Here is a 20,947-nt window from a genome sequence, read left to right as displayed (position 1 = left end):
GATGAAAGCGAGCAGAGGCTTCACCCTCATCGAGCTGCTGGTGGTGATGGCGATCATCGCCACCCTGATGACCATCGCCATGCCGCGCTACTTCAACAGCCTGGAGGCCTCCCGCGAGGCCACCTTGCGCCAGAGCCTGGCGGTGCTGCGCGAGGCCCTGGATCACTACTACGGCGACACCGGGCACTACCCCGATTCGATCGACCAGCTGGTGGAGCAGCGCTACCTGCGCAACACCCCGGTCGATCCGATCACCGAGCGGCGCGATGCCTGGCAGCTGGTGCCGCCGCCCGAGGGCGTTTCCGGCGCGGTGGCCGACATCAGGAGCGGAGCAACCGGGAGGGCGCGCGATGGCAGCCTCTATGCCGAATGGTGAAGCCGGCTTCACCTACCTGGGCGTGCTGCTGCTGATCGCCGTCAGCAGCATGGCCCTGGCGGCCACCGGCACCCTGTGGGCCACCCGCGTGCAGCGCGAGCACGAGCGCCAGCTGCTGTGGGTGGGCGGCCAGTACGCCCAGGCCCTGCGCAGCTACTACCGCGCCTCGCCGGGCCTGGCCCAGTATCCGCAGGACCTTGGGGAGCTGGTGGAAGACAACCGTTTCCCGTCGCCGCAGCGCCACCTGCGTCGGCTCTACCCGGACCCTGTCGGTGGCGGCGAAGAATGGGGCCTGTTGCGCGCGGTCGATGGCCGCATCACCGGGGTGTACAGCCGCTCTGACGCCGCGCCGCTCAAGCGCAGTGGATTCGATGCCCAGTGGAGCGCCTTCGAGGGGCTGGAGCACTACAGCGACTGGCAGTTCGTCGCCGAGCAGGCCTTTGCCGAGAGCGCCGCTGGCGCCCGTCCACACGCCGGCCTGGGAGAGGCGCCATGAAACGCCTGGCCGCGCGGGTGTGCCTGTGCCTGGCCCTGTTGCATGGCCAGGCGCAGGCCGGGGCCGAGGACGAGATGATGGGTTTCATCGTCGACAACACCATCTCGCACATCGGCCACGACTTCTATCACGCCTTCAGCGACCGGCTGCGCGCCACCAGCCGACTCGACTTCAACCTGGTGGTGCGCGAACGCCCGGATGCCCGCTGGGGCAGCCTGGTGACGGTGGAGTACGAACGCGAGGTGCTGTACCGGCGCTTCCTGCCGCCCAACACCACGCAACTGAATGACGAGGCCATCGCGGCCGCCGACCTGGTCAGGCAGCAGATCATCCAGCGCAAATTGCAACGGCTGCTGCAGGACACAACCGATCTGGAGAGGGACGAGCTATGAGCAACCACCTTGCACGACGCATCGCCGCCTGCCTGCTGGCCGCCGGCCTCGGTGGCCAGGCCTTGGCCACGGAGCTGGTGTACACCCCGGTCAACCCGTCCTTCGGCGGCAATCCGATCAATGGCGCCTGGCTGTTGAACAACGCCCAGGCGCAGAACGACTACGACGATCCCGACCTCAAGGACCGCAGCTCGGCATTCGCCGGCACCTCGGCCCTGGAGCGCTTCAGCAACCAGCTTGAGTCGCGCCTGCTCGGGCAGTTGCTGGACAACATCAGCAACGGCAACACCGGCAGCATGTCCACCGACGCCTTCCTGATCGACGTGATCGACGATTCCGGGGCGCTGAGCATCAAGGTCACCGACCGGGCCACCGGGGAAGTCTCGATCATCGAGGTCAGCGGCCTGAACCCCTGAGAGGGACGGGTCTTTACTGGGGAGAGAACGCCATGAAACGCCTGCTGAGCACACTGCTGATCCTCACCGCCCTGGCTGGCCTGCAAGGCTGCGGCCTGCGTGAGCCGATGCCCGCCGAACAAGACCCTGAGACCCCGACGCTGACACCGCGGGCCTCGACCTACTACGACCTGGTCAACATGCCCCGGCCCCGCGGCCGGCTGATGGCGGTGGTATACGGCTTCCGCGACCAGACCGGGCAGTACAAGCCGACTCCGGCCAGCTCGTTCTCCACCAGTGTCACCCAGGGGGCGGCGAGCATGCTGATGGACGCCCTCAACGCCAGTGGCTGGTTCGTGGTGCTCGAGCGCGAGGGCCTGCAGAACCTGCTGACCGAGCGCAAGATCATCCGTGCCTCGCAGAAGAAGCCTGACGTCGCCGAGAACATCCAGGGCGAACTGCCGCCGTTGCAGGCGGCCAACCTGATGCTCGAGGGCGGCATCATCGCCTACGACACCAACGTGCGCAGCGGCGGCGAGGGCGCCCGCTACCTGGGCATCGGCCTGTCCCGCGAGTACCGGGTCGACCAGGTCACGGTCAACCTGCGGGCGGTGGACGTGCGCACCGGGCAGGTACTGGCCAACGTGATGACCAGCAAGACCATCTACTCGGTCGGGCAGAACGCCGGGGTGTTCAAGTTCATCGAGTTCAAGAAGCTGCTCGAAGCCGAGGTCGGCTACACCACCAACGAGCCGGCGCAGCTGTGCGTGTTGTCGGCCATCGAAGCCGCGGTGGGCCACCTGCTGGCCCAGGGCATCGAGCGGCGGCTGTGGCAGGTGGCCGGGGACGGGGCGGGGGACAAGGCGGTGCTGGACAAGTACCTGAGTCAGTATCAGCAGCAGTAGCGGGCAACGGGGGCACGTGGTCCGTCGACGCCCCCGGCAGTCGGCATTTCAAAGCAAATCAAACTTTGCAGCCGTGGCGGTATCTCCATTGAACGCAACCAGGAGAAATCACCATGTCAGATCCACGCCAATCGCCGGCCAAGCAGGGCCCGCACTCATCCGAGCAGGCCACCGCGCCCGACGACCTCGGCTTCGACCCGGACTCGCCGGATGTCGATGACCCGCAGGTTGATCCCCAGGGGCCGGCTAAGCCACCGAGGGATGTCGAAAAGGAGGCCTGAATCATTCGGCGCATTGGTCATACAGCCGGCGTGCCAGAAGAATCGCCGGCATGTTCGACTCCGCCCACTGCGCCAGACGCTCCACCGTACCGCCCAGTGTCGCGCCCAGTTCGGTGAGGGCGTATTCGACGGTGGGCGGTACGGTCGGATGCACCTGGCGCTCCACCAGACCGTCGCGTTCGAGCCGCTTCAGGGTTTGCGACAGCACCTTCTGCGATACACCGGCGATATCTCGGCGCAGCTGGTTGAAGCGCACCCGCTCACCGGCGCTGAGGCGGTCGATGAGCAACAGCACCCATTTGTCGGCGAGGCGGTCGAGCACCAGGCGGGCCGGGCAATTCGGGGCGAACACGTCGTAGGCGGGGCATTCGCGGTAATGGGCCATGGGTTACTCCAAGGTAATCAGGTGAGTGAAAAGTGCCTTCTTGAGCGCCTGGGCGGGACTGGTTAGGCTTTTATCCATGGTTCGCGGCCGCGCCATACACACCCGTTGAACGCACTGAAGGAAACTGAGATGAACACCGAACCCAAGGCTTCGGCGCTGCGTGCTGGCCGCTGGATCACCCTGTTGCTGCTGAGCGCGGCGGCCAATCCGGGCAATGCCGGCGAGCTGGTGACTCCGGCCACCCTGGTCGTGGACCGGAGCCTGCCCAAGGCCCAGTTGGAGCAGCAGATCCTCGCCGCCCGCCGCTACGACACCTTCTGGAACACCGGCGACGAGGCCATGGCCCGCGCCGCGCTGGCCAGCGACTTTCGCGACAACACCCTGCCACCGGGACGGCCACAGGGCGTGGAAGGGCCATTGAGCGCTTCCAGGGCATTCCGCGCAGCGGTGCCGGACCTGCGCTGCGAGGTGCTGCAGATGATCGTTGCAGGTGACCGGGTCACCGCGGCGCTGCGTTTCACCGGACACTTCAGCGGCAAGCTGGGCAACCACCAGGGGCAGGGCCAGGCCATCGATTTTATTGCCATGGATATCTACCGTGTCGCCGAGGGCCGGATCGCCGAGGACTGGCATCTCGAGGACAACCTTGCGTTCATGCGGCAGGCGGGGTTGGTTGAGCGTTGAACAACTGGCCCCATCGCCGGCAAGACCGCTCCCACAGGTACAGTGCACGGCGTGACATTTGCGCGGTCGGTGTGGGAGCCGGCTTGCCGGCGAAAGGGCGCGAAGCGCCCCCGGTCAGTCAGTCGAACACACGTGGCGGATTGACCGGCGTATCGGCCTGGGCAAGGGCCCAACGGGCAATCTCGTCCTTGCGCATGAACGCCACGCCGGCATGGCCGCGGGCATAGGTGAAGAACTGGTCCAGCGCGCGCACCACGGTAGGTGTGCCGCCGATGCGGTCATGCGCCGACAGCGACATCAGCCGGCGCCGTTGGCGGCCTTCGGCATAAAGCACGTCGAACTCGTCCTTGAGCTCCTGCAACAGCGCGGCGCCGGTCATCGCCGTGGACCCGGCAATACGACCGATGTCGTTGTTGCGCAGGGTGTAGGGCACTACCGCAAAAGGCTTGCCGCGCACCGGGATGATCGAGGGTTCGTCGCGGGCCAGGTCGTCGATGTGGTAGAGAAAGCCGAGGTCCTGGAGGATGTTCAACGTTTCGCGGGAGTGACGCATCCAGAACGCGTTGAAACCTACCGGGCGTTGGCCGGTGACGCGCTCGATGATGGTGCTGGCCAGCTCGTACTGGCGACGCTCCTCTGCCGGCGTCAGGCTGTACTGCGGTGCCCAGTGCAGGCCGTGGCCGGCGGCTTCGTGGCCGCGCCTGACCACCTCGGCCGCCAGCTCCGGGTAAGCCTCCACAGCCTTGCCGACCATGTGCGAAGTGACCTTGATGCCATGCCGGTCGAACAGCGCGAGCAGGCGCGGCACGCCTTCCAGCGGGCCGTAGCGGTACCAGCTGGGGGCGATGGTGTCGGGATAGCGCGAATCCAGGGGCGGGAAGGGGCTTTCGGCGTGTTCCGGCTGGCCACCGGATTCGAATTGCAACGACACGGAAATCACCAGTTGCGCGCCATTGGGCCAGAACCCCTTGCCCTCGGCGCTATCGGGCGGCGCCCCGGTGCTGCCGCCTGGCTCTTTCGCCAGTACCGCGCCCGCCGCCACGGCGATGCCGCCGGCGAGGGTGCCTTTCATGAAATCTCTTCTGCTGGTCATCGGGTTGCTCCTGTGCGGGTGTCGATGCCGGGCAGTGTAATTAGCGAGGAAATCACCAATAATCAGGCGAAAGTCAAAATCATATTTCGGAAAAATCGAAAAGCATGCTGGATAACCTGGCGTTGTTCCTGACCATCATCGAAAAAGGCAGCCTGTCGGCGGCAGGCCGCGAGCGCGGGTTGTCACCGGCCACGGTGTCCGAGCGCCTGGCGGCGCTGGAGGCACACTACGGGGTGGCGCTGCTGACCCGCAGCACCCGTTCGCTGAGCCTCACCGACGCCGGCCGGCAACTCGCCGAGGGCGCACGGCGCCTGCTGGCCGAGGCCGACGAGCTGGAAAGCCGTCTCAGAGACGGCCAGCAGAAGATCTCCGGGTTGGTGCGCCTGAGCGCGCCGGTGGACCTTGGCCAGCACTGCATCGTGCCGCTGCTCGACCGTTTCCTGGCCGAGCATCCGCAAGTCTCGATCGACCTGGACCTGACCGATGGCTACGTCGACCTGGTGGGGCAGGGCATCGACTTCGCCATCCGCTACGGCACCCTGGCCGACAGTTCCCTGCGCGCACGGCCCCTGGGCGACAACCGCCGGGTGGTGTGCGCCGCGCCCGACTACTTGCATCGCCACGGCACGCCACTGCACCCGGACGACCTGGCCCACCACGATTGCATCGTCATGCGTTTCGGCATCCACGCCGAACGGGTCTGGCCATTTCGCCTGGACGGCGCGGCTTACCCGGTCGGCGTGCGCGGCCGGCGGGTTGCCAACAGCGGCGAGCAGGTGCGCCGCTGGGCGCTGGATGGGCACGGGCTGTGCCTGAAATCGCTTCGCGATGTGCGCGACGACCTCGACAATGGCCGATTGGTCGAAGTGCTGGAGGACTTCAGCGCCGGGCAGGTGGCGCTGCAGATCGTCTACGCGCCGACGCGGGTGCAGCCACGGCGGGTGCGGGCGTTGATGGAGGCGATCATCGAAGGCCTGCGGTAGGGTCTGTACGACATGTATCTGCACTCGCCCATACTGCGTTGAAACGGGGCTCGGAATGCTCATGTACTCCAGTACACTCCGCTTCCTCCCCCCGTTTCGCCTTGTCTGGCCTTCGCGCAGACACATTTCGTACAGACCCTGGCACGCCCTGTGGCAGTTGGCCGAACCATTGCCACAGGGCGGACCAGCATCAGCCTTCGGCTTGCCTGGCGGCCTCGACACCGGCGGACGACAGCTTGATCGGGTAGTTGACGCTGAGCGCGTGTCCGGATTCGACATTCACGCTGCCATCGTGGATCAAGCCTTGCTCCTGCAGGGTCTTGAGCATGCCGGCCACGGCTTTCTCGCCGCGGTAGTTGTCCAGCACTTCCTTGCCCAGCCCTTGTGGGTGGGCGTGCAACAGGCGGGTCAGGACTTCCGAACGCAGTGCATCATTGCTCATGGGAGCCTCGCTTTTTCAGTGGGGCGGGTTACTGGCCGTGCTTGGCCTGTAGTTCCTTGGCATGCTTCAAGTGCTCTTCGAGCTTGGGCAGGGTCTCGCCGGCGAAAGCCTTGAGTTCGGCCTTGTCGGACGAGGCAGCCTCCTTCCTGAACAGTTCCACGGCTTTCTCGTGGGCCTCGACCTGGTTGTTGACATAGGAGCGGTCGAACGACTCGTCACGCCACTCCAGGATCATCTTCTTGACCTTGTCGGTCAGCGCCGCTTCATCGGGCACGCTGATGTCGAGTTTGCGGGCGATGTCGCCGAGCTTCTGGTTGGCCTGTGTGTGATCGGTGACCATCTGCTGGGCGAAGGTCTTGATTTGCGGGTCCTTGCTCTTGTCCAGCGCCAGCTTGCCGGTCACCACCTCGGCGATGCCGGCCTCGGTGGCGGCGTCGACGAAGTCGTCCGACGAGGCGGCCATGGCCTGTAGCGACGCCATGCCCAGCACCATGGAAAACCCGACCCGCTTGAGGAACAGATTGCTCATCTGTGACTCCTTATCCGTTGGCGCGACGTCAGTGTCGCGTACGGTTGAGGGCCGGCGGCGGGCAAAGGTTTAATTTTTCTGCGCGCTTTGAACCGATGATGACAAGCAAGGCTCACACCTTCAAAGGTGCAGAGGAACCCGACCATGAGCATCGAACGCAGCATTCCCGAACTCGAGGCCTGGTACGCCCAGTACGACGATGCCAGCTATCGGCGCGAATCGCCCGACGCCTATCACCATGAATTGCTGCGCACGGCCGAGGCGCTGCGCGATGATGGCGCGATCGACTGGGACGACTGGCTCAAGCTCAAGGAGCTGGCCGACCAGGCCCACCTGGGGGCACTGCAAGACGCGGTGCAGGCCCACGTGGACGACCCCGACGCATGAAAGCGCTGAAGATAGCCACATTCAATGTCAACGGCATCCGCAGCCGGCTCGACAACCTGCTGGCCTGGCTGGCGCGTGAGCAGCCCGACATCGTCTGCCTGCAGGAACTCAAGGCCAGCGACGCGCAGTTTCCCGGTGAGGCCATCGAGGCTGCCGGCTACGGCTGCCTGCACTTCGGCCAGGCGTCATGGAACGGGGTCGGCTAGCCGGCTCGACAACCTGCTGGCCTGGCTGGCGCGTGAGCAGCCCGACATCGTCTGCCTGCAGGAACTCAAGGCCAGCGACGCGCAGTTTCCCGGTGAGGCCATCGAGGCTGCCGGCTACGGCTGCCTGCACTTCGGCCAGGCGTCATGGAACGGGGTCGCCATCCTCGCCCGCGCCAGCCAGCCCCTGGAGGTGCGCCGCGGCTTGCCGGGCATGGAGGATGACGGCCAGAGCCGTTATATCGAGGCGGCGGTGCACGGCGTGCAGGTGGCCTGCCTGTACCTGCCCAACGGCAACCCGCAACCGGGCCCGAAGTTTGCCTACAAGTTGCGCTGGTTCGAATGCCTGATCACCCATGCCGACACGCTGCGCGGCGCCGATCACCCTGTGTTGCTGGCGGGGGACTTCAACGTGGTGCCCACCGACCAGGACATCTACAACCCGAAATCGTGGCTCAAGGACGCGCTGCTGCAGCCCGAGTCACGCGCTTGCTACCAGCGTTTGCTGGCGCAGGGCTGGAGCGATGCGTTGCGGCAGTTGTACCCGCACGAGCGGGTCTACACCTTCTGGGACTATTTCCGTAACCACTGGCCGCGCAACGCCGGGCTGCGCATCGACCACCTGCTGCTCAACCCGGCCCTGGCGCCTTACCTGAAGGACGCCGGGGTCGACGCCTGGGTGCGCAACGAGGCGCACGCCAGCGACCACGCGCCGGTGTGGATCAGCCTCGGCACACGCAAGCGGCGCTGAACTATAGTCATTGGCGGCCAAGGGTCGATGACAAGGGACTTCAATGCGCGCAGTCAGGAAACAGACCGAGGACGGCCTCTTCCCGGTGACCGGCGAGGGCCGCGCCGTGTCGCTGTTCCGCCTGATGCTCAGCTTCATGGCGGTGGTGATGCTGGCTTTCGTGCTGGTCGAGGGCTGGCGGATCTGGCGCGACTACCGGCAGGTGTTCACCAATGCCGAAAACGCGGTCAGCAACCTGGCCCGGGCCACCGCCCAGCATGCCGAGGATGCCATCCGCCAGGTGGACGCGATCACCGCGGCCTTGGCCGAGCGCCTGGAGGGCGATGGCTTCGCCCATGTCGACCGACCGCGCCTGCACGCGTTGCTCAAGCAGCAGGCGCAGATCATGCCGCAACTGCATGGCCTGTTCGTCTATGGCCCCGACGGCGGCTGGATCGTCACCGACAAGGATGACGTGCCAGCGGGTGCCAACAATGCCGACCGAGATTATTTCATCTATCACCGCACCCATCCCGACCGTCAGGTGCGTATCGGCACGGTGGTGCGCAGCCGCTCCACGGGTGACCTGATCATCCCCATCTCGCGGCGCCTGGAAAATGCCGACGGCAGCTTTGCCGGGGTGTTGCTGGGGACCATCAAGGTCGACTGGTTCGTGCGCTACTACGGCGACTTCAAGATCGACGAACGTGGCGCCCTGGTGCTGGCCAAGCGCGACGGCACCATCCTCGTGCGCCGGCCGTTCGTCGAGCTGGTGATCGGCCGCAGCCTGGCGGCCAGCGACATCTTCCGCAAGTACCTGCCCCATGCCAGCGAAGGGGTGGCCGAGGCGGTGGCGGTGGTCGATGGCACGCCGCGCCTGTACGGGTTTCGCGCACTGAGCAGCTACCCGCTGGTGGTGGAGGCGGGGTTGTCGCGCGAGTCGATCATCGCGCCGTGGCGCCATGACATGATCAAGTCGGTGGCGGTGCTGGTCCTGGTACTGATCGGCCTGGCCGGCTTCGGCTGGATCGTCCTGCGCCAGTTGCGCGAGCGCATCGCCATCGAGCGTGCCCTGCACCAGGCCCACCAGACCCTCAAGGCGCTGGCCCTGACCGACAGTCTGACCGGGCTGGGCAACCGCAGGCGGCTGGATGCGGTGCTGGAACCGGAGATACGCCGGGCGCGGCGACAGGGCTATGCCCTGGCCCTGGTGATGCTCGACCTGGACTGCTTCAAGTCCTACAACGACCGCTACGGGCATCCGGCCGGCGACCAGTGCCTGCGCCGCTTCGGCGAGCTGTTGCGCCAGGCGCTGAAACGCCCGGGCGACCTGGCGGTGCGTTATGGTGGCGAAGAGTTTACCTTGCTGCTGCCCGATACCGATGCCGCGGGGGCCAGCCAGATCGTGCAGGAGATCCTGCAGTTGCTGCGCCGGCAGGCCATCGAGCACGGTGGCAGTCCGTTCGGCCATGTCACAGCCAGTGCCGGGATCGCGGTAGGCGCGCCGACCTTGGAGAAGGTGACCCCGGAAAACCTGATGGCGGCGGCCGACGCGGCGCTCTACCAGGCCAAGCGGCAGGGGCGCGATCGCTACTGCCTGGCGGCCAGTGTGGAGCAGCATCCGGCGCATTGAAGTCCAAGGCTACGGCCCAAGTATCACCAGCGTTGCGCGGTCTGTCGTGGGAGCGGGCTTGCCCCGCGATAGCGTCCGATCAGGCAATGAAGGTGCCTGGTAAGGCCTAGCCCGCTCCGACGATAGGTCCCCTTCCGGGGCCTTACTCCACCTCGACCAGCACCCCGTCACGGCCAATCCGATAGCGCGCCAGGTCCCGGGCCAAGGTCAGGTGCCCCTTGTAGTACGCCAGCGCCTCTTGGCGTACCTCTTCGATGGAACCGCCGCGCCCGCCGCCTGACTGGTAGCGGGCGCTGAAGTGCGTCAGCACCAGGTTCTTCACCGCCGCCATCTCGGCAAAGCGCGCCACCGCAGCCGCGGTGCTGTGCCCGAAGCTGGCCTGGGTGCGTTCGACCAACGGTTGGGTGAAGGTAGCTTCGTGGACCAGGACGTCAACGTTGGCGGCCAGTTCGCTCAACAATTCGGGGCGGTCGTTGTCACCACAGACGATGATGCGTTGCGCCGGGCGCGTCGGTTGCAGGTAGGCCTGCGGGTCGATCTGGCGACCTTCGTGCTCGACCGTTCGGCCACGGGCGATCTGCCCCCACAGCGGCCCGGCGGGGATGCCGTCGGCGCGCAGGCGCTCGGTGTCCAGGTGCGGTTGCGGGTCGCGCTCCTCGAACACGAAGCCGTAGGAGGGTACCCGGTGCGACAGCTCGACCACGCCGACCTGGATGTTACCGTGGCTCAAGCCACCAAAGGTCTCCAGCGCCTGCATCTGCAACTCGAAGGGCAGGTAGGTGTCGCTGACCTCCAGGCTCTGCCGGACCCAGGGGTGCAGGTCGGCCGGCAGGACCAGCACCAGTGGCTCCTTGCGCCCTGACATGCCGGCGCTGGCCAGCAGCCCCGGCAGGCCGAAGCAATGGTCGCCGTGTACATGGGTGATGAAGATGGCGCGCAGGTCGCGCACCGACAGCGGGCTGTGCAGCAGCTGATGCTGGGTGCCTTCGCCGCAATCGACCAGGAACCAACCGGTGCCGGTGGCCTCGATGACCGCGGTCGCGCTGACGTTGCGGGCCTTGGTGGGCACCCCGGAGGAGGTGCCCAGAAACTGCAGGTCCATTGCCTGACTCCTTGATTCGACGTTGTCGCGACCCCGCAGGGCGGGGCGCGCGGAGGCTAGCATGGTGCTGCCGGGCGAGCCAGCAGTGCTTCACCGGATCGCCCCAACATCGAGCTTACGCGCTACAAGGCCAGGCTAGTAGACACCGCCCTGGGCGATGGCGGCGGTCCCTGCCTTGAACGTGCCCGCCAACCCCTGCAAGCCGCGCATCAGCACCGTGGTGTCGACCCCCACCGCGACGAACGCCGCGCCCAGTTCGATGTAACGTCGGGCCAGCGTCGTGTCGGCGCTGAGAATACCCGCCGCCTTGCCGGCCCGCGCGATGCGCACGATGGCATCCTCGATGGCCGCCTGGACCTCAGGATGCCCCGGATTGCCCCGCTGGCCCATGGCGGCGCTGAGGTCGGCGGGGCCGATGAACACGCCATCGACGCCTTCGACGGCGCAGATTGCATCGAGGTTGGCCAGCCCTTCGCGGTTTTCCACCTGCACCAGCAGGCACATCTGCTCGTCGGCCTGGTCCAGGTAGCCGGGGATGCTGTTCCAGCGCGACGCCCGCGCCAGCGTGCTGCCGACACCGCGCACGCCGTGGGGCGGGTAGCGCATCGCCCGCACCAGCTGACGTGCCTGCTCGGCGCTTTCGACCATGGGCACCAGCAGGGTCTGCACGCCGATATCGAGCAACTGCTTGATCAGCGCGGTATCGCCGATCACCGGGCGCACGATGGGCTGGGCCGGGTAGGGCGCCACCGCCTGCAACTGGCCGAGCAAGCTGCGCAGGTCGTTGGGCGCATGCTCGCCATCGAGCAGCAGCCAGTCGAAGCCGGCGTTGGCCGCCAGCTCCGCGCAATATGGGTCGGCCAGGCCGAGCCACAGGCCGATCTGTGCCTGGCCGTCGCGCAGGCGTTGCTTGAAGGTGTTGATGGGCATGTCCATGGGCGCTCCTCAGACGAAACGGCAGGCGATAGAGCCAAGCTGGTCGTAGTCGACGTGAAAGGTGTCGCCGGGACGGGCGGCCACCGGGCGGGTGAACGAGCCGCCGAGAATGAGCTGGCCGGCTTCCAGGCTCACGTCATGTGCCGCCAGCTTGTTGGCCAGCCAGGCCACGCCCTTGGCGGGGTGGTTGAGCACCGCCGCCGACACGCCGGATTCCTCGATCACGCCGTTGCGGTACAGCACCGCCGGGACCTTGCGCAGGTCGATATCGCCCGGCCGCACCGCACGCCCGCCGATGACCACGCCAGCGTTGGCGGCGTTGTCGGAGATGGTGTCGAAGACCTTGCGGGTGACACCGCTGAGTGGGTCGACCTGCTGAATGCGCGCATCGATGATCTCCAGCGCCGGGATCACCCACTCGGTGGCGTCGAGCACCTCGAACAGGGTCACGTTCGGCCCCTTGAGCGGCTTGCCGAGGATGAACGCCAGTTCCACCTCGACCCGGGGCACGATGAAACGCTCGAAGGGAATGTCGCTGCCTTCCTCGAACAGCATGTCGTCGAGCAGCGCGCCGTAGTCTGGCTCGGTGATGTTCGAGGAGACCTGCATGGCCCGGGAGGTGAGGCCGATCTTGTGGCCGACCAGCTTGCGGCCATCCTTGATCTTCTGCGCCACCCAGGCACGCTGGATGGCGTAGGCGTCCTCGATGCCGATCGAGGGATGTTCCAGGGAAAACTGGCCGACCTGTTCGCGGGTGCGTTCGGCCTGGTCGAGGCGGGCGGCGGCTTGCTGGATGATGCGGGCGTCGAGCATGGAGACCTCAGGGCTGGCGGGTGAACAGAGGGTGCAGGCTGCTGTGCTTGGCGTCGTAAACCTGGGCCTGGCTTTCGTCGATCTGCAGGGTCACGCCGACCGGGCGACGTTCCAGCAGCGCGTCCAGGTGCCGGCGCAACACCGCCAGCAGCGCGTCACCGACCTGCTGGTGCACAGCGGCGCTGCGGCCAGCGCCCATGCGCAGGTTGGCGTAGACGAAACCGTAGGCACCGCGGCCATCGGCGATTGCCGCATGGGCGGCGGGGTAGGCCAGCACACGGGTGCCGCCGGTGGGGAACACCTGGCGATGGTGTTCGTCGCGCTGGGCGAGCATGCAGTCGGCCAGGGCGCGGCATAGGCCTGGCATATCGGCGTCGGCTTCGATATCCGGGCTGTAGAGCAGGACCAGATGGGGCATGGTGATGCTCCTTACAGGCGGCTTGTGGAGGTGACGCCGGCCCGGTTCGAGGCCTGGGCGGCAGGGATCGCGCTGCCATCCTGCGGGGTGACCGGGAAGATCGCGTTGATCTGGCCGGTGCCGGAGGAGCCGAAGTACGGCGTCACCACCTCGGCCTTGCCGTCGTATTTCGACCAGCCGAGCGCGCCGAGCAACATGGCGGTGTCGTGCATGAAGCCTTCGCCGTGGCCCTTGACCGCGTACTCGGGCAGCATTGCGCAGAAATCGGCCCAGTCGCCGTCCTGCCACAGGCGCACCACGCGGTGGTCGAGGGTTTCCAGGAACGGGCTCCAGACCTTGGTGGCAAAGTCCGGGGCCTGGCCGTTCTGGGCGAAACGGTGCGACAGCGAGCCGCTGGCCAGGAAGGCCACGGTGCCGTCGTAGTGTTCCTCGACCGCCTTGCGCATGGCCCAGCCCAGGCGCGCGCTGTCGTTGAGGTAGTGCGAGGTGCACAGCGCCGAGACCGAGATCACCTTGAAGTGCTGGTCGGTGTTCATGTAGCGCATCGGCACCAGGGTGCCGTACTCAGGCGCCAGCGTGGTGGCGTCGTGGGCCATGGTTTCCACGCCCAGGCGATTGCACTCGTCGGCGAGGATGCGTCCCAGCTCGGGGTTGCCGGGGAAGCCGTAGTTCATGTTGGCGATGAAGTGCGGCAGTTCGTTGCTGGTGTACAGGCCTTCGAAGTGCGCGGCGCAGTTGATGTGGTAGTTGGCGTTGACCAGCCAGTGGGTGTCGAACACGACGAGGGTGTCGACGCCCTGTTCGCGGCAGCGCCGGCCGATCTCGAGGTGGCCGTCGATGGCCGCCTGGCGAAAGCCCTGGCGCGGGCCGGGCAGTTCGGACAGGTACATCGACGGCACGTGGGTGATCTTGGCGGCGAGAGCGAGTGTGCCCATGGGAGTCTCCGGTAACGAGTTGTTGTTATGTATCCATGGCGAGGGCTTCGCCCTCGTTTCGCCGGCAAGCCGGCTCCTACAGTGTGCGGTGATCCCTGTGGGAGCCGGCTTGCCGGCGATGGGCTGCTCAGCAGCCCCGCGTTACACCCCCCAGCGCGGAATGTGGTGGCTACCCATGGATATACACACGTTCTTGATCTCGGCGAAGACCTCGAAGCTGTATTGCCCGCCTTCGCGGCCGGTGCCCGAGCCCTTGACACCGCCGAACGGCTGGCGCAGGTCGCGCACGTTCTGGCTGTTGATGAACACCATGCCTGCCTCGATGCCACGGGCCAGGCGGTGGGCCTTGCCGATGTCCTGGGTCCAGATGTACGAGGCCAGGCCGTACTCGGTGTCGTTGGCCAGTTGCAGCGCCTCGGCCTCGTCCTTGAACGGGATCAGGCACACCACCGGGCCGAAGATCTCTTCCTGGGCGATGCGCATCTTGTTGTTCACATCGGCGAACACCGTCGGCTGGATGAACTGCCCCTTGGCCAGGTGCGCCGGCAATCCGGCCGGGCGTTCCAGGCCACCGGCCAGCAGGCGCGCGCCTTCTTCCAGGCCGATGCGGATATAGCCGGTGACCTTGTCGTAGTGCTGCTGGGTGATCATCGAGCCGACCTGGGTCTTCGGGTCGGTCGGGTCACCGACGATCAGGCGCTTGGCACGGGCGGCGAACTCGGCAACGAACTGCCGGTACACGCTCTGCTGGATGAAGATGCGGCTGCCGGCGGTGCAGCGTTCTCCGTTGAGCGAGAAGATGGTGAACAAAGCAGCGTCCAGCGCACGCTCGAGGTCGGCGTCCTCGAAGATCAGTACCGGCGACTTGCCGCCCAGTTCCATCGAGTACTTCTTCAGGCCGGCCGTCTGCATGATCTTCCGGCCGGTGGCGGTGCCGCCGGTGAAGGAGATGGCGCGCACGTCCGGGTGACGCACCAGGGCATCGCCGGCGGTGGCGCCGTAGCCCTGGATGACGTTGAGTACGCCATTGGGGATGCCGGCCTCGACCGCCAGGCGCCCCAGCTCATTGGCGGTCAGCGGCGACAGCTCGCTCATCTTCAGTACCGCGGTATTGCCCAGGGCCAGGCACGGCGCGGTCTTCCAGGTGGCGGTCATGAACGGCACGTTCCAGGGCGACACCAGCGCGCACACGCCCACCGGCTGGTACAGGGTGTAATTGAGCATCTGGTCGTCCACCGGGTAGCTGTGGCCGTCCATGCGCGTGCACACCTCGGCGAAGAAGTCGAAATTGTGCGAGGCGCGGGGAATCAGCACGTTGCGCGTCTGGTGGATCGGCAGGCCGGTGTCCAGGGTTTCCAGCTCGGCCAACTGCGGCACGTTCTGCTCGATCAGCTCACCCAGGCGGCGCATCAGGCGCGCGCGCTCCTTGGCGGGTGTATTGGCCCATTTCGGGAAGGCTTGCTTGGCCGCGGCCACGGCCAGGGCGACTTCCTCGGCGCCGCCACTGGCGACTTCGCCGATGGCCTCGCCGGTGGCCGGGTTGTAGTTGACGAAGGTGTCGCGGCTTTCGACTTCGCGGCCATCGATCCAGTGCTTGATCATGCTGTTGCCTCTTGTGCGTTGCGGGCGAAGAACTCGGCTTCGCTGACGATCCGATTGACCAGGCGGCCGACGCCTTCCACTTCCACCACCACCTCGTCGCCCGGGACCACGTCGGCCAGGCCTTCCGGGGTGCCGGTGGCGATCATGTCGCCGGGTTGCAGAGTCATGAAACTGGAGAAGTATTCGATCAGGTAGGGGATGTCGAAGATCATGTCGGCCGTGGTGCCTTGCTGTTTCAGCTCGCCGTTGATCCAGGTGCGCAGGGTCAGGTTCGACGGGTCCGGCACATCGGCGGTGTCGACGATCCATGGGCCCAGTGGGGTGGTGGCGTCGCGGTTCTTCACCCGCAGGTTGGGGCGGTAGTAGTTCTCCAGGTAATCGCGGATGGCGTAGTCGTTGCACACCGTGTAGCCGGCCAGGTAGTCGAGGGCGTCCTCGCGCTTGACGTTGCGCGCCGGCTTGCCGATCACCGCCACCAGTTCGCACTCGTAGTGCATGTACTTGACGTTGTCCGGGCGCCAAGTGACCTGCTTGTGCCCGGTGTAGGTGCCGGGCGACTTGACGAAGGCCAGCGGCTCGGTGGGCGGGGTGAAGGCCAGCTCGGCGGCGTGGTCGGCGTAGTTCAGGCCCAGGGCGAACATGCTACCGCTGGCCGGCGGCAGCCAGGTGACCTGGTCGGCGTCGACCACACGGCCATCGGCCAGGCGCAGTCGCTGGTCGTTTTCGACGGTGACGGCGTGGACCTGGCCGTCGAACTGGATACGGGCGTGCTTCATGGGACGAGTCCTTGTTCGGCGACGATGGAGTTGGTCAGCTGGCCGAGGCCGTCGATCTCGACCGTCACCTGGTCGCCGGGCAGCACATCGACACGGCCTTCCGGGGTGCCGGTGATCAGCACGTCGCCGGCATGCAAGGTCATGAACTCGCTGATCTCGGCGATCAGCCGGGCCACGCCGCGCACGCAGTTGGCGGTGTTGTTCTGCTGGCGCAGCTCACCGTTGACCCACAGGCGAATGCCCAGCGCGTCGGGGTTGCCGACCTGCGCGGCCGGCACCAGTTGCGGGCCGAGCGGGCAGAAACCGTCGCGGCATTTGGCCTTGACCGCCGGGCGGTAGTAGCTGTCTTCGGGCAGGCTGAACTCGTTGACGATGGTGTAGCCCGCCACGTGGTCCAGGGCGTTGTCCAGGCTGACGCGACTGGCGTTCTTGCCGATGACCACGCCCAGTGCAGGGCCCGCTTGCAGGCGTTCGACTGCCGAGGGGTAGGTCACTGGCTGGGCGTGACCGTTGCGGGTGTTGGGCGTCTTGATGAACAGCACCGGCTTGACCGGCGGTTGCTGGTACGGCGCTTCGTGGAAGGACGCCAGATGCTTTTGCAGCAGGCCCTGGTAGTTCAGGGCGACGCCGAACAGGCTGCCGCTGGCGACCTCGTGCAAGGCACGGCTCATGCATTTCTCCTGCGGTGGGCGAAGCGACCGGGGGCGCTTCGTGGTGTTTTTGTTAATGTGTTAACGTTATATTTAATATGTTAACGATCGTCAAGGCATTCGCCGCTGGTCGGTGGTGCTAGGATGATTTCCCCCCGGCGCGTTTCACCGCTGCGAGAACAACAATGAAAGAACGACAGCCGATCCCCAACATCAACATCGGTCAGGTCTACGACCAGCGCTACAGCGACAGCGAGGTGCATTACGACCGGCTGGGCAACCTGGCCGGATTCTTCGGCCGCAACATGCCGGTGCACCGGCACGACCGTTTCTTCCAGGTGCACTACGTGAAGACCGGCAGCGTGCGGGTGTACCTGGACGAGCAGCGTTACCACGAGTCCGGTCCGATGTTCTTCCTCACCCCACCCACCATTCCCCATGCTTTCGTCACCGAGCCCGATGCCGACGGCCATGTGCTGACCGTGCGCCAGCAACTGGTCTGGCAACTGCTGCAGGCCGAACCCGGGCTTGCGCTCGGGCCGCGCCTGCAACCGGCGTGCGTTGCCCTCGGCCACCTGCAGGGGGCGGCGGCCGAGGAGGTGCAGCGCCTGGAGCAATTGTTCGACTTGCTGGGCGGCGAACTGGGTCATGGCCAGGCCGGGCAGGGCACCGCCGTGCAGGACCTGGCCCGCCTGGTGATGATCAGCCTGCTGCGCCTGTGCGCCAATTCGCTGGAGGCCACGCCCGCGCGGCACGAGGACCTGCAGTTGTTTCACCGTTTCAACGAACTGATCGAGCGCCACTACCTCGACCACTGGACCCTGCCGGCCTACGCGGCAGCCCTGGGCGTGACCGAGGCGCGCCTGAACGACGTGTGCCGGCGCATGGCCGACCTGCCGTCCAAGCGCCTGGTGTTCGAGCGGCTGATGCAGGAGGCGCGGCGCTTGCTGCTTTACACCGGCGGCTCGGCCAACGAGATCTGCTACCGCCTGGGGTTCAAGGACCCGGCGTACTTCAGCCGCTTCTTCCAGCGCCATGCGCAAATGACGCCGGGCGAGTATCGCCAGCGCCAGGCGGGGTTGCGTTGACATGCGGCGACGGGTCCGGGCGGTGGGCTGTCGGCAGATCGTGCTACGGGGAAGGCATCGCGGGAATGGGTGATTGCCAGGAGCGCTGGTACTTTTCACAGGGCTGGACAGCCCGGGTGAAAATGTATTTCACTTTATTAATATCTTAATAAAACAGCCCTTGATCCTGATGACCCAACCAAGACCCTCCCTGACCTTGACCCTGCTGCAGGCCCGCGAAGCGACCATGGCGTTCTTCCGCCCGGCCCTGAATGCCCACGACCTGACCGAGCAGCAATGGCGGGTGATCCGTATCCTGCGCCAGCAGGGCGAGCTGGAAAGCCACCAGTTGGCCGACCAGGCCTGCATCCTCAAGCCGAGCATGAGCGGCGTGCTCAAGCGCCTGGAGCGTGACGGCCTGGTGGCGCGGCGCAAGTCGCCGGAGGACCAGCGGCGCATCTTCATCAGCCTGACCGTGCGTGGGCAGCAGGCGTTCCTGGCGATGAGCGAGGAGATGGAGCGCAACTACCAGGAGATCCAGCGCCAGTTCGGCGCGGACAAGCTGGAGCAGTTGATGGGGTTGTTGAACGAGCTGAAGAAGGTCAGGCCCTGAAATCAAGGGGGCCGCTGTGCGGCCCATCGCCGGCAAGCCGGCTCCCACAGGGTTGGCAGTTGGCGCGGACATTGTGGGAGCCGGCTTGCCGGCGAGGGGTTGCACAGCAACCCCATGGTTTACTGTCCAGCCAATTGCAGCGAATCATCGAGAATTTTCAGCAATGACGCTGCCCGCCGCGCATAAACCGCCGGGGGCGCGTACAGCAGCTCTACATGCAGGCTGTCGATGATTCCCAGGTACGCATCGCCGTACAGCTCCAGCTTGTTGCCATCGCTGCGGGCCCAGGCGTGGCGCTCGCGCAGGGCCTGGCAGAAGCCCAGGCGGATCCGCTCCAGGTACGCCTCGAAGCCGGTGGTGACAGTCGAGCGGATCGGCGCCGGCGGCAGGAATGCACTGCGCAGCACGAAGCGCAGGTTGGCCGACGCCGCGTAGCGCTCGGCCAGGTGCAGCGGATGCCAGTGCCCCGGCGCCTCGCGGCCTGCCGCTTCATGGCCGAAGCCCGCCTCGACGTAGGCGGTTTCGTCGGCCAGGGCCCGTTCGAAGGCGCACACGAATAACGCGTCCTTGTTGGCGAAGTGGGCGTACAGCGAGGCTTTGCGCATGCCTGCCAGGGCGGCGATCTCGTTCAGCGACGAGCCGTCGTAGCCGTGCTCGGCGAAATGCTCCACGGCATGCTCGCAGATGCGCGCGGCGGAAGGGGTCAGGGCTTTCAAGGCGGTCACTCCGGGTTGACGCAGCAGGGCGAGGCGCTGATTGTCTTTGCCACGGCGGCGCGGGTCAAACCGACGATGACCACGGCCGCCGCCGCCAGCAACCAGGCCCAGGCCAGCGGGCCCAGGGTGGCCAGGTGCCCGGCCAGGGGCGTGGCGCTGGACGAGATCACCAGTTGCAGCGCGCCGAGCAGGGCCGCCGTCGAGCCGACATCGCGCTGCTGCGATGACATCGCCAGGGCCATCAAGGTGGCCTCGCAAACCCCCAGGCCGAACAGCGCCAGCACCACGCCCGCCAGCAGCAGCGGCAGGCCCGCGGTGGACAGGCCGGCAATTACCGCCAGGGCTGCGCCGGCACCCATGCACAGCGCCCCCCACCAGGCCACCTGGGCCACGCCGTGCCGGCTGACGCAATAGCCGGACAGCGCCGCGCCGAGCAGGATGGCAACGCCGCAGCCGCCGAACAGCAGGCCGAAGTGCGTGCTGGAGAGGCCGAAGTGCTGCTGGTACACATAGGCCGAACCGGCGATGTAGGCAAACAGGAAGAAGAACACCGCCGACAGGGCCAGGGCCGGGCGCAGGAAAGCGCCGTCGGCGGCTATGCGGCCATAAGTACGCCATACCGTTGCCGGTGCCAGGCGTACTCGATGCGTCGGCGGCAGGGTTTCACCGAGTGTCACGGCCGAATTGACCAAGGTCAGCAGACCGAGGCCGGCCAGTACCAGCATGATCGCCCGCCAGCCGTACGCAGCGTCGATCACCCCGCCCAGCGCCGGGGCGAGGATCGGCGCCAGGCCCTCGATGGTCATCAGCAGGGCGAAGATCTGTGCCGCCCGTGCGCCATCGGCGCTGTCGCGGACCATGCTCATGATCACCACCAACGTCAGCGCGCTGGCCAGGCCCTGCACCAGGCGCGCCACCAGCAGCGCGTCCAGCGACGGCGCGGCCGCCGCGGCCAGGGAGGCGATGCAGAACACCAGCAGGCCGGCGAGCAGCGGGCGACGCCGCCCCAAGGCATCCACCAGTGGCCCGAACAGCAGTTGCCCGGCGCCCATGGCCAACAGGAACACGGTCAGCGTCAGCTGAACCTGGGTATAGCCGGTGGCGAAGTCGCGGGCCATTTCCGGCAGGCTGGCCAGGTACATGTCGATGGCAGACGGGCCAAGGGCGCCGATCAGGGCGAGGGAGGCGGCGAAGCGCAAATGTGAAGCGGGCATGAGCGAGGATCCGTGAAAGCAAAATATAAGCCTACCGACCGGTAGGTTGGCGAAGTATGCCAGATATCTGCCGGGGGTCAACGCAAAGTCTGCCCACCGGGGATCCGCTTGCGCCCCAAATACACCGTCGCCGCTTGTTTAGCGCCACCGGTCCGATCCGCTCGGAATAATCCGAATCCCTCTTTATCGCC

At 66.4% G+C, this 20,947-nt stretch carries 28 protein-coding genes; 14 read left to right on the top strand and 14 right to left on the bottom strand.

Annotated features, from left to right (window positions below; genetic code table 11):
* The first annotated feature begins 1 nt into the window (after position 1).
* From ACZ9C1_RS06330 to ACZ9C1_RS06305, 6 genes are all read left to right on the top strand, one after another.
* A complete protein-coding gene (locus ACZ9C1_RS06330) occupies positions 2 to 376 on the top strand; it encodes a type II secretion system protein (RefSeq protein WP_277504265.1) in 375 nt (124 codons plus the stop codon).
* On the top strand, positions 351 to 872 hold the full coding sequence (locus ACZ9C1_RS06325; protein WP_102685111.1) for a type II secretion system protein: 522 nt from the start codon (positions 351 to 353) through the stop codon (positions 870 to 872). Before ACZ9C1_RS06330 ends, ACZ9C1_RS06325 begins: the two co-directional genes overlap by 26 nt.
* Complete coding sequence (csgE, locus tag ACZ9C1_RS06320; RefSeq protein ID WP_102685112.1) at positions 869 to 1,264, top strand: curli production assembly/transport protein CsgE; 396 nt, start codon at positions 869 to 871, stop codon at positions 1,262 to 1,264. The genes ACZ9C1_RS06325 and csgE overlap by 4 nt, the downstream gene beginning before the upstream one ends.
* Positions 1,261 to 1,680 (top strand): curli assembly protein CsgF, encoded by a 420-nt coding sequence (locus ACZ9C1_RS06315; RefSeq protein WP_023632251.1) that lies wholly within the window; start codon positions 1,261 to 1,263, stop codon positions 1,678 to 1,680. Before csgE ends, ACZ9C1_RS06315 begins: the two co-directional genes overlap by 4 nt.
* Positions 1,681 to 1,712: 32 nt before the next feature.
* A complete protein-coding gene (locus ACZ9C1_RS06310) occupies positions 1,713 to 2,564 on the top strand; it encodes a CsgG/HfaB family protein (protein WP_102685113.1) in 852 nt (283 codons plus the stop codon).
* Between the two features lie 113 nt (positions 2,565 to 2,677).
* Positions 2,678 to 2,845: a DUF6021 family protein gene (locus tag ACZ9C1_RS06305; RefSeq protein WP_173862475.1), complete on the top strand. Its 168-nt coding sequence runs from the start codon at positions 2,678 to 2,680 to the stop codon at positions 2,843 to 2,845.
* 1 nt (position 2,846) lies between these two features.
* On the opposite strand, the gene ACZ9C1_RS06300 is transcribed toward ACZ9C1_RS06305, so the two are convergent.
* A complete protein-coding gene (locus ACZ9C1_RS06300) occupies positions 2,847 to 3,230 on the bottom strand; it encodes a winged helix-turn-helix transcriptional regulator (protein ID WP_476253757.1) in 384 nt (127 codons plus the stop codon).
* Between the two features lie 129 nt (positions 3,231 to 3,359).
* On the opposite strand from ACZ9C1_RS06300, the gene ACZ9C1_RS06295 reads away from it, so the two are divergent.
* A complete protein-coding gene (locus tag ACZ9C1_RS06295; protein ID WP_110704254.1) occupies positions 3,360 to 3,914 on the top strand; it encodes an ester cyclase in 555 nt (184 codons plus the stop codon).
* A 118-nt stretch (positions 3,915 to 4,032) separates the two neighbouring features.
* Here the strand turns inward: ACZ9C1_RS06295 and ACZ9C1_RS06290 are convergent, their stop codons facing one another.
* Positions 4,033 to 5,007 carry a polysaccharide deacetylase family protein gene (locus tag ACZ9C1_RS06290; protein ID WP_214501645.1) on the bottom strand — a complete coding sequence of 325 codons (975 nt, stop codon included), beginning with the start codon at positions 5,005 to 5,007 and terminating at the stop codon, positions 4,033 to 4,035.
* A gap of 104 nt (positions 5,008 to 5,111) precedes the next feature.
* On the opposite strand from ACZ9C1_RS06290, the gene ACZ9C1_RS06285 reads away from it, so the two are divergent.
* On the top strand, positions 5,112 to 5,990 hold the full coding sequence (locus ACZ9C1_RS06285) for a LysR family transcriptional regulator (RefSeq protein WP_102685117.1): 879 nt from the start codon (positions 5,112 to 5,114) through the stop codon (positions 5,988 to 5,990).
* A 190-nt stretch (positions 5,991 to 6,180) separates the two neighbouring features.
* On the opposite strand, the gene ACZ9C1_RS06280 is transcribed toward ACZ9C1_RS06285, so the two are convergent.
* Entirely contained in the window at positions 6,181 to 6,432 is a 252-nt protein-coding gene (locus ACZ9C1_RS06280) for a hypothetical protein (RefSeq protein ID WP_102685118.1), read from the bottom strand.
* A 28-nt stretch (positions 6,433 to 6,460) separates the two neighbouring features.
* Positions 6,461 to 6,961, bottom strand: coding sequence for a DUF4142 domain-containing protein (locus ACZ9C1_RS06275; RefSeq protein WP_023631357.1), 501 nt, complete (start codon positions 6,959 to 6,961; stop codon positions 6,461 to 6,463).
* A gap of 144 nt (positions 6,962 to 7,105) precedes the next feature.
* Between ACZ9C1_RS06275 and ACZ9C1_RS06270 the strand changes: the two genes are divergently transcribed.
* From ACZ9C1_RS06270 to ACZ9C1_RS06255, 4 genes are read left to right on the top strand one after another with little or no spacing between them, the layout of a single operon-like run.
* Positions 7,106 to 7,348: a hypothetical protein gene (locus tag ACZ9C1_RS06270; RefSeq protein ID WP_139671128.1), complete on the top strand. Its 243-nt coding sequence runs from the start codon at positions 7,106 to 7,108 to the stop codon at positions 7,346 to 7,348.
* Positions 7,345 to 7,554, top strand: a complete 210-nt coding sequence (locus ACZ9C1_RS06265) for an endonuclease/exonuclease/phosphatase family protein (RefSeq protein ID WP_476253756.1) — start codon at positions 7,345 to 7,347, stop codon at positions 7,552 to 7,554. The genes ACZ9C1_RS06270 and ACZ9C1_RS06265 overlap by 4 nt, the downstream gene beginning before the upstream one ends.
* Positions 7,484 to 8,302 (top strand): exodeoxyribonuclease III, encoded by an 819-nt coding sequence (gene xth, locus ACZ9C1_RS06260; protein ID WP_476253755.1) that lies wholly within the window; start codon positions 7,484 to 7,486, stop codon positions 8,300 to 8,302. Before ACZ9C1_RS06265 ends, xth begins: the two co-directional genes overlap by 71 nt.
* A 43-nt stretch (positions 8,303 to 8,345) precedes the next feature.
* On the top strand, positions 8,346 to 9,914 hold the full coding sequence (locus ACZ9C1_RS06255) for a sensor domain-containing diguanylate cyclase (protein WP_476253754.1): 1,569 nt from the start codon (positions 8,346 to 8,348) through the stop codon (positions 9,912 to 9,914).
* A gap of 142 nt (positions 9,915 to 10,056) precedes the next feature.
* Here ACZ9C1_RS06255 and ACZ9C1_RS06250 read toward each other — a convergent pair whose 3' ends face one another.
* From ACZ9C1_RS06250 to ACZ9C1_RS06215, 8 genes are all read right to left on the bottom strand, one after another.
* Entirely contained in the window at positions 10,057 to 11,016 is a 960-nt protein-coding gene (locus ACZ9C1_RS06250) for a ribonuclease Z (protein ID WP_476253753.1), read from the bottom strand.
* Between the two features lie 135 nt (positions 11,017 to 11,151).
* Positions 11,152 to 11,952: a 4-hydroxy-2-oxoheptanedioate aldolase gene (gene hpaI, locus ACZ9C1_RS06245; protein ID WP_476253752.1), complete on the bottom strand. Its 801-nt coding sequence runs from the start codon at positions 11,950 to 11,952 to the stop codon at positions 11,152 to 11,154.
* A gap of 9 nt (positions 11,953 to 11,961) precedes the next feature.
* A complete protein-coding gene (hpaH, locus tag ACZ9C1_RS06240; RefSeq protein WP_198754282.1) occupies positions 11,962 to 12,765 on the bottom strand; it encodes a 2-oxo-hept-4-ene-1,7-dioate hydratase in 804 nt (267 codons plus the stop codon).
* Between the two features lie 7 nt (positions 12,766 to 12,772).
* Positions 12,773 to 13,183, bottom strand: coding sequence for a 5-carboxymethyl-2-hydroxymuconate Delta-isomerase (locus ACZ9C1_RS06235; protein ID WP_102685125.1), 411 nt, complete (start codon positions 13,181 to 13,183; stop codon positions 12,773 to 12,775).
* Positions 13,184 to 13,194: 11 nt separating this feature from the next.
* Positions 13,195 to 14,118, bottom strand: coding sequence for a 3,4-dihydroxyphenylacetate 2,3-dioxygenase (hpaD, locus tag ACZ9C1_RS06230; RefSeq protein ID WP_476253751.1), 924 nt, complete (start codon positions 14,116 to 14,118; stop codon positions 13,195 to 13,197).
* 141 nt (positions 14,119 to 14,259) lie between these two features.
* On the bottom strand, positions 14,260 to 15,720 hold the full coding sequence (gene hpaE / locus ACZ9C1_RS06225; protein WP_476253750.1) for a 5-carboxymethyl-2-hydroxymuconate semialdehyde dehydrogenase: 1,461 nt from the start codon (positions 15,718 to 15,720) through the stop codon (positions 14,260 to 14,262).
* Positions 15,717 to 16,496 carry a fumarylacetoacetate hydrolase family protein gene (locus ACZ9C1_RS06220; RefSeq protein ID WP_476253749.1) on the bottom strand — a complete coding sequence of 260 codons (780 nt, stop codon included), beginning with the start codon at positions 16,494 to 16,496 and terminating at the stop codon, positions 15,717 to 15,719. Before ACZ9C1_RS06220 ends, hpaE begins: the two co-directional genes overlap by 4 nt.
* The gene (locus tag ACZ9C1_RS06215) at positions 16,493 to 17,167 is read right to left on the bottom strand and encodes a fumarylacetoacetate hydrolase family protein (RefSeq protein WP_476253748.1); all 675 of its coding nucleotides are present in this window, start codon (positions 17,165 to 17,167) and stop codon (positions 16,493 to 16,495) included. The genes ACZ9C1_RS06220 and ACZ9C1_RS06215 overlap by 4 nt, the downstream gene beginning before the upstream one ends.
* Positions 17,168 to 17,331: 164 nt before the next feature.
* Between ACZ9C1_RS06215 and hpaA the strand changes: the two genes are divergently transcribed.
* Both hpaA and hpaR read left to right on the top strand, forming a co-directional pair.
* Positions 17,332 to 18,234 (top strand): 4-hydroxyphenylacetate catabolism regulatory protein HpaA, encoded by a 903-nt coding sequence (hpaA, locus tag ACZ9C1_RS06210; protein ID WP_198754279.1) that lies wholly within the window; start codon positions 17,332 to 17,334, stop codon positions 18,232 to 18,234.
* A 169-nt stretch (positions 18,235 to 18,403) separates the two neighbouring features.
* The gene (hpaR, locus tag ACZ9C1_RS06205; protein WP_023632900.1) at positions 18,404 to 18,826 is read left to right on the top strand and encodes a homoprotocatechuate degradation operon regulator HpaR; all 423 of its coding nucleotides are present in this window, start codon (positions 18,404 to 18,406) and stop codon (positions 18,824 to 18,826) included.
* 119 nt (positions 18,827 to 18,945) lie between these two features.
* Here the strand turns inward: hpaR and ACZ9C1_RS06200 are convergent, their stop codons facing one another.
* On the bottom strand, positions 18,946 to 19,542 hold the full coding sequence (locus tag ACZ9C1_RS06200) for a TetR/AcrR family transcriptional regulator (RefSeq protein ID WP_457377638.1): 597 nt from the start codon (positions 19,540 to 19,542) through the stop codon (positions 18,946 to 18,948).
* 5 nt (positions 19,543 to 19,547) lie between these two features.
* Complete coding sequence (locus ACZ9C1_RS06195) at positions 19,548 to 20,756, bottom strand: multidrug effflux MFS transporter (RefSeq protein WP_102685339.1); 1,209 nt, start codon at positions 20,754 to 20,756, stop codon at positions 19,548 to 19,550.
* Positions 20,757 to 20,947: the final 191 nt, after the last annotated feature.

This window comes from Pseudomonas sp. TE21435 (assembly GCF_056279265.1).
The sequence above is the reverse complement of the archived record's forward strand: the minus strand, read 5'-3'. Positions and strand labels throughout refer to the sequence as shown.